Below are 6,376 nucleotides of genomic sequence, written 5' to 3'. Positions count from 1 at the left end.
CCAGGCGTTCGCTCGACAGCAGTTTTTCCCAGACTTTTCGTTTGCCCATGCTCTTTGGTTTCGACGATGCGATGGGCAGCGAGTTTACTCTGCTTCGAGGCTGGCCCGTACGTGATCCGGCAGCGGCACCGATTTTCCGGTCTGCGTATCCATCCACACCACCTTGGCGGCGCCCTCGGCAAAAATGCGCTCGCCGCCTTCGATGCGCATTTCGACGTAAGTCTCGAAACTGGAACGACCGATCGCGCCGACATAGGTCCGCACCTCGACCATCCCTGGATACGTCATCGGAATCAGGAAGGTGCAACTGGCATTGATGATCACCGGCCCGGCGCCGCCCGGACGAACCGGGACCTGCATGTCCTCGACCCACTCGACCCGTGCCTGCTCCATGTAGCGGAAATACACCGTGTTATTGACGTGCCCGTAGGCGTCCATGTCGCCCCAGCGAATGGGCATTTTGGTGACGTGAATCAGCTTTTTCTTGTGGTCCATAAACTTGAATACTAGAGTGGTGTTGATCAAAATATTTCCATACTGTACCGTATTGAAATCAAGTCAACAATAAAATCAGGAGACATCATGCAACGCGAATCCATGGAATTCGACGTCGTCATCGTCGGTGGCGGCCCGGCCGGCCTGGCCTCGGCGATCCGCCTCAAACAGCTGGCGGCAGAAAAAGGAACCGATCTCGGCGTCTGCCTGATCGAAAAAGGTGCCGAAATCGGTGCCCATATTCTTTCCGGCGCCGTCATGGACCCGCGAGCCCTGAGCGAATTGCTGCCCAACTGGCAGACAGATGGCGCCCCGCTCAATGCTCCGGTCTCCGAAGACCGCTTCTTCATTTTCTCCGAAACCGGTGCCACCAAGGTGCCGAACAGCCTGCTACCCGACTGTTTCCACAACGAAGGCAATTTCGTCATTTCGCTGGGCAACGTCTGTCGCTGGCTGGGCGAACAGGCCGAGGCGCTCGGCGTCGAGATCTACCCCGGTTTTGCCGGTGCCGAAGTGCTGTTCGACGAAAACGGCGCCGTCAAAGGCGTGGCGACCGGCGACATGGGCCGCCTGCATGACGGCTCCGAAGGCCCGAATTTCCAGATGGGGATGGAACTGCATGGCAAATACACCTTCTTCGCCGAAGGTTGTCGTGGCCACCTCGGCAAGCAACTCGAAGCCAAATTCAATCTGCGCGACGGCGTAGACCCGCAAACCTACGGCATCGGTCTCAAGGAACTGTGGGAAATCGAGCCGGACAAGCACCAGCTTGGCCTGGTCATTCACAGTGGCGGCTGGCCGATGCAGCCGGATACCTATGGCGGCGGCTTCCTCTACCACCTGGAAAACAACCAGATTGCCGTCGGCTTCGTCGTCGGCCTCGGCTACAGCAACCCGCACCTGTCACCTTACGAAGAATTCCAGCGTTTCAAGACGCACCCGGAAATCCGCAAGTTCCTCGAAGGCGGCAAACGCATCGCCTACGGCGCCCGCGCCCTGACCGCCGGCGGCCTGCAGTCGCTGCCAAAACTGACTTTCCCGGGCGGTGTGCTGATCGGCGACGACGCCGGCTTTCTCAACGCGGCGCGCATTAAGGGCTCGCATTGCGCTATCAAGACCGGCTCGCTGGCAGCCGAAGCCTGCTTTGCGGCACTGGCCAGCGAACGCCAGCGCGACGAACTAACCGCTTACAAAGAGTCATTTAAAAACAGTTGGTTGTACGATGAACTTCATAAAACACGTAACTTCAAACCATGGATGAACAAGGGGCTGGCGCTCGGCTCCATCATGTTCGGCATCGACCAGGTTGTGCTGCGCGGCAAGGCACCGTGGACCCTGCACAATCGAACGCCGGACCACGCCAAACTCAAACTGGCCGCCGACTGCGAGCCCATCGCCTATCCGAAACCGGATGGCGTCATCACCTTCGACCGCTTGTCTTCCGTCTTTCTCTCCAGCACCAACCACGAGGAAGACCAGCCCTGCCATCTGCAATTGAAGGATGCCAGCGTGCCGATCGCCGTCAATCTGGCGCAATACGATGCGCCGGAGCAGCGTTTCTGTCCGGCCGGAGTCTATGAAATCCTGCGTGACGAAAGCGGCGCCAATCCGCGCCTGCAGATCAACGCGCAGAACTGCGTGCATTGCAAGACCTGCGACATCAAGGACCCGACCCAGAACATCAACTGGGTGGTGCCGCAAGGCGGCGAAGGCCCGACTTACCCGAATATGTAAACCCAGCCCGGGAAACGGTTTGCGCATAACGCGAATCACGGATTCCCGGTTTATAATCCTGCGGCTAAACCCCTTAGGGAGAACAACACATGGGCTTTCTCGCCGACAAAAAAATTCTGATCACCGGACTGCTGTCCAAGCATTCCATTGCCTATGGCATTGCCAAAGCCTGCCACCGTGAGGGCGCTCAACTCGCCTTCACCTACCAGACCGAGCGTTTCGAAGACCGCATCAAGAAGTTCGCTGCCGAATTCGGTAGCGACATCACCATTCCCGTCGACGTCGCCAGCGATGAGCAAATCGACAACCTGTTCGTCGAACTGGCCAAGCACTGGGACGGCCTCGACGGCCTGGTCCACTCCATTGCCTACGCACCGACCGAAGCGATCGAAGGCGACTTCCTGAACGGCATCTCGCGCGAGTCCTTCCGCATTGCTCACGAAATCTCGTCATACAGCTATCCGGCGCTGGTCAAGGCCGCCCGGCCGATGATGCAGGGCCGCAAGAGCGCCGCTCTGGCCCTCTCCTACCTCGGCGCCGAGCGCACCATGCCGAACTACAACACCATGGGTCTGGCCAAGGCCAGCCTCGAAGCAGCCACCCGCTACCTGGCTTTCTGCCTCGGCCCTGAAGGCATCCGTGCCAACGCCATTTCGGCCGGCCCGATCAAAACCCTGGCGGCTTCAGGCATCGGCAATTTCGGCAAGCTGCTCGCCTACAACTCGCACAACGCCCCGCTGCGTCGCAACGTGACCATCGATGAAGTCGGCAATGCCGCGGCTTTCATGCTCTCCGATCTGGCCAGCGGTATCACCGGCGAGATCATGTACGTCGACGGCGGCATGAATACCACCGCGTTGGGCAACGCTGACCCACTACCCGCCTGACGAATTCGGGCAACCGTGGACTTCCACGGTCAACTGGAAAAAAGGCCAAAAACGTCGACCGGTTAATGCCGGCCGGCGTTTTTATTTGGGCAGCCGGCTCGCAAGATGCTGCCTGATGACGCTGGACAGGGTATCGATGTCCACCGGTTTGGCGACATGGGCGACCATGCCGGCAGCCAGGCACTTTTCGCGCTCTTCGTTAAAGGCATGGGCGGTCTGGGCAATGATGGGAAGCCCAGGGAAAGCCGCGGATATTCGCCGAGCCGCTTGGTAGCCGTCCATTTCCGCCATCTGCAGATCCATCAGCACAACATCGTAAGCCGACCACCCATCGCCGAGCACCCGATCAACCGCTTCTTGGCCGTTGCTGACCATCACGACACGAGCCCCGGCCGCCTCCAACGTTTCTTGCAGCACCTGTTGATTGATTCTTTCATCCTCGGCGACAAGGATGGAGATCCCATTCAGCGATCTTTCGACGAACGGCTCGGCACCCTGCCCCATATCGGCCTGAATCTCATTGACCTCCGGCTTGATGTAAGGAAAACGAAACTCAACGCTGGTCCCGACACCCTGTACGCTGGAAACCTGGATGTCGCCATTCATCAACTCGAGAATGCGTTTGCTGATGGCCAGACCAAGACCCGTTCCGCCGAATTTCCGGCTGGCCGACGCATCAGCCTGCTGGAAGGGGTTAAACAGCGCCGCAAGCTGCGTGGCATCCATGCCGATCCCGGTGTCGGCAACCCGGAACACCAGCCAGTCGTTTTCGCGAGAGAGGGACAGTTTGACATGGCCGGTAGCCGTAAATTTAACCGCATTAGACAGCACGTTGAGTAGCACCTGGCCCATGCGCAGGGGGTCACTGAGGCAGCTATGCGGCAGATCCGGGGCCAATTCAACCTGCAGATCGAGCTGCTTGGCCTCGGCCCGGTCACGAAGCAGATCGAGCGAATGTTGAACAATCTCGGCAATGACCACCTCGGTCTGTTCGATACCGAGCTTGCCGGCCTCAATCTTCGAAAAATCGAGAATGTCATTGATTACACCGAGCAAACGGTGGCCGGAAAGCTGGATCTTGGCAAAAGCATCGCGCGCTTTCTCGGCGTTCTGATAATTGCGGTAACCGATCTGGGCAAAACCTAGCACACCATTGAGCGGCGTACGAATTTCATGGCTCATGTTGGCCAGGAATTCGCTCCTCACTCGGGCCAGGTTTTCCGCCGCCACCAGAGCTTGTTCCCTGGCCAGTGCGGCGGCACGCTGGATGCTGACATCGACAAAACTGGTTACCGCACCCACGATCACGCCATCCTGACGCATCGGATGAGTGGCATACATCACCGGAATAGGGTGACCGTCAGCGTGCCAATACACCTCATCGTCGACACGAACGTTCTGCCCGAGCCGCAAAGCGTTGTAGCTCGGGCACTCAGTTGCCGGGTATGGCGAACCATCCGGTTGGCTGTGGTGCAAAAGGGCATGTGCCTTGTGGCCAATCAACTGCTCGGCGGTATAGCCCAGAATCGTGCACGCGGCCGGATTGATGAAGGTGATGATTCCATTGCAATCAATTCCATAGAGGCCATCGGCACTTGATCGAAGAATATGGCTGGCGCGCGCCTCCGTCTGCATCAGCTCGCATGTCCGCTGCTCGACCAGCCCTTCAAGATGACGCCGGTGTTGCTCCAGTTCCGCCTCGATTTTCTTGCGCTCGGTGATCTCCCTGAAGACATTGACTGCCCCGGTGATCTTTCCTTCATGCTCAACCGGCGATACTGTAAATTCGACAGGAAAAGCAGTCCCATCCTTGCGCCAATACAGACTATCGCTGACATGTCGCCGCAAACCGTCCTGCAGCGTCTTGAAAACAGCACAATCCATACTCGTACAGACGTTGCCATCTTTATCGTGGTGATGCGTCAGGGCATGGAGATCAAGGCCGACGCCCTCCCCGGGATTCCAGCCAAACATTTTTTGCGCTGCCGGGTTTACGAAAACCACTTTGCCATTGAGATCAACCCCGCAGATGCCTTCGGCAGCCGACGAAAGGATCAGCTCACTCTGCTGCCATGCTGCTTCAGCGGCGCGATTCGAAGCCTCCAGCTTGGCCGTGTATTCAGCATCCTGTTGAATAAGCGCATCCTGATCAATCTCACTCCGTTTCCAGCCACGACTGATCAATATCGTTGAAACCAGGGTCACCAGCAAAAACAATCCGCTCAGCGCAACGATGCCCAGCGACTCGTTCCGCCAATCCGCCAGGTAATCCTCATCAGCCAGACCAACGATCAAATAGAGCGGATAGTGATTTACTTGGCGAAAATGAAAGGTTCGGAAAATTCCGTCCACACCTGAACGTGTATGGTACTGGGCGGCACTTTTGTCCGAATTGAGCAGGGCTCGCAACTCTGCCGACGGCGTGCTGCGACCAACGGTAGCGCCTTGGAAATCAGTTTTTGTGTAACGCGCGATCAGGTTGTCTTTGTCCCACAAACCGACATTGCCATGCCCCCCAAGATCAACCTTGGAAAACATGGCAATAAAATTGTCGACGGAAACCGCCACATGAACATCACCAGCAAATGAACCATCAGAACTGTTGATGCGGCGGCCAAGTGTAATCATCCATTTTTCGGCAGCCCGCCCTAAAATCGGCGCCGAAATAACCAGACCGGCCTTCGGATCATCGCGCAGGCGAATGAATTGTGGACGATCGGCAATACTGACGTTGCGCACCTTCACGTCATTGACCGCATAGCGGATGATGCCTTGGGTATCGACAACGCGGAGGCCTAGCGCTTCTGGAATTAGGGCATCCTGACGCGCCATGAAAGCCTCCAGCGCCTTCTGGTCGATTCCTCCTCCGACCATCTGTCGCGTGACCTCGTCGCTGAGTATATGCAGCGAGATATCGATTTTGCTGATAAAACCGGCCAGGCTTTCTTCCAGAATTCTCGAGTAGTTTTCGGTCAGCGCAACCGCCTCGGCTACCTTTTCGGCACGATTTTGCTGGATGACCAGAGCGGCCATGCCAATCACGAACAAGTTGACCAAACAGACGCCAAGCCACAGCAAGCGAATATAGCCATGACGTCTCTTTACAGACGTCACCAAGCCTGGATCACCCGTCATACTCGTTCCTGAGCTATTGATTTCCCTGGGCGCTCATTCGAGAAAGCCGGCAAAACAGCTTCCCTTGAGCATCTATCTACTAAAGCAGAATAGCACTCCCCATATGGGCTGCCTACAGAGATTGA

4 protein-coding genes are annotated in these 6,376 nt (G+C 57.2%); 2 read left to right on the top strand and 2 right to left on the bottom strand.

The genetic code is table 11. The features are described 5' to 3' along the window. Window positions 1-84: 84 nt before the first annotated feature. Window positions 85-495 carry an acyl-CoA thioesterase gene (locus tag ADADOO_RS00440; RefSeq protein ID WP_511274192.1) on the bottom strand — a complete coding sequence of 137 codons (411 nt, stop codon included), beginning with the start codon at window positions 493-495 and terminating at the stop codon, window positions 85-87. A gap of 87 nt (window positions 496-582) precedes the next feature. Between ADADOO_RS00440 and ADADOO_RS00435 the strand changes: the two genes are divergently transcribed. Together ADADOO_RS00435 and fabI are read left to right on the top strand one after the other, a co-directional pair. After that, entirely contained in the window at window positions 583-2,229 is a 1,647-nt protein-coding gene (locus ADADOO_RS00435; RefSeq protein ID WP_511274190.1) for an electron transfer flavoprotein-ubiquinone oxidoreductase, read from the top strand. Between the two features lie 89 nt (window positions 2,230-2,318). Continuing rightward, entirely contained in the window at window positions 2,319-3,116 is a 798-nt protein-coding gene (gene fabI / locus ADADOO_RS00430) for an enoyl-ACP reductase FabI (protein ID WP_511274189.1), read from the top strand. A gap of 81 nt (window positions 3,117-3,197) precedes the next feature. On the opposite strand, the gene ADADOO_RS00425 is transcribed toward fabI, so the two are convergent. Further along, window positions 3,198-6,251, bottom strand: coding sequence for a PAS domain S-box protein (locus ADADOO_RS00425; RefSeq protein ID WP_511274188.1), 3,054 nt, complete (start codon window positions 6,249-6,251; stop codon window positions 3,198-3,200). Window positions 6,252-6,376: the final 125 nt, after the last annotated feature.

The organism is Azonexus sp. (genome assembly GCF_036170495.1).
Taxonomy (GTDB): Bacteria; Pseudomonadota; Gammaproteobacteria; order Burkholderiales; family Rhodocyclaceae; genus Azonexus.
The sequence above is the reverse complement of the archived record's forward strand: the minus strand, read 5'-3'. Positions and strand labels throughout refer to the sequence as shown.

Bases quoted from the DNA above. Each gene is read 5' to 3' on its own strand.
- ADADOO_RS00440 (WP_511274192.1), bottom strand. From the start codon at position 495: ATGGACCACAAGAAAAAGCTGATTCACGTCACCAAAATGCCCATTCGC.
- ADADOO_RS00435 (WP_511274190.1), top strand. From the start codon at position 583: ATGCAACGCGAATCCATGGAATTCGACGTCGTCATCGTCGGTGGCGGC.
- fabI (WP_511274189.1), top strand. From the start codon at position 2,319: ATGGGCTTTCTCGCCGACAAAAAAATTCTGATCACCGGACTGCTGTCC.
- ADADOO_RS00425 (WP_511274188.1), bottom strand. From the start codon at position 6,251: ATGACGGGTGATCCAGGCTTGGTGACGTCTGTAAAGAGACGTCATGGC.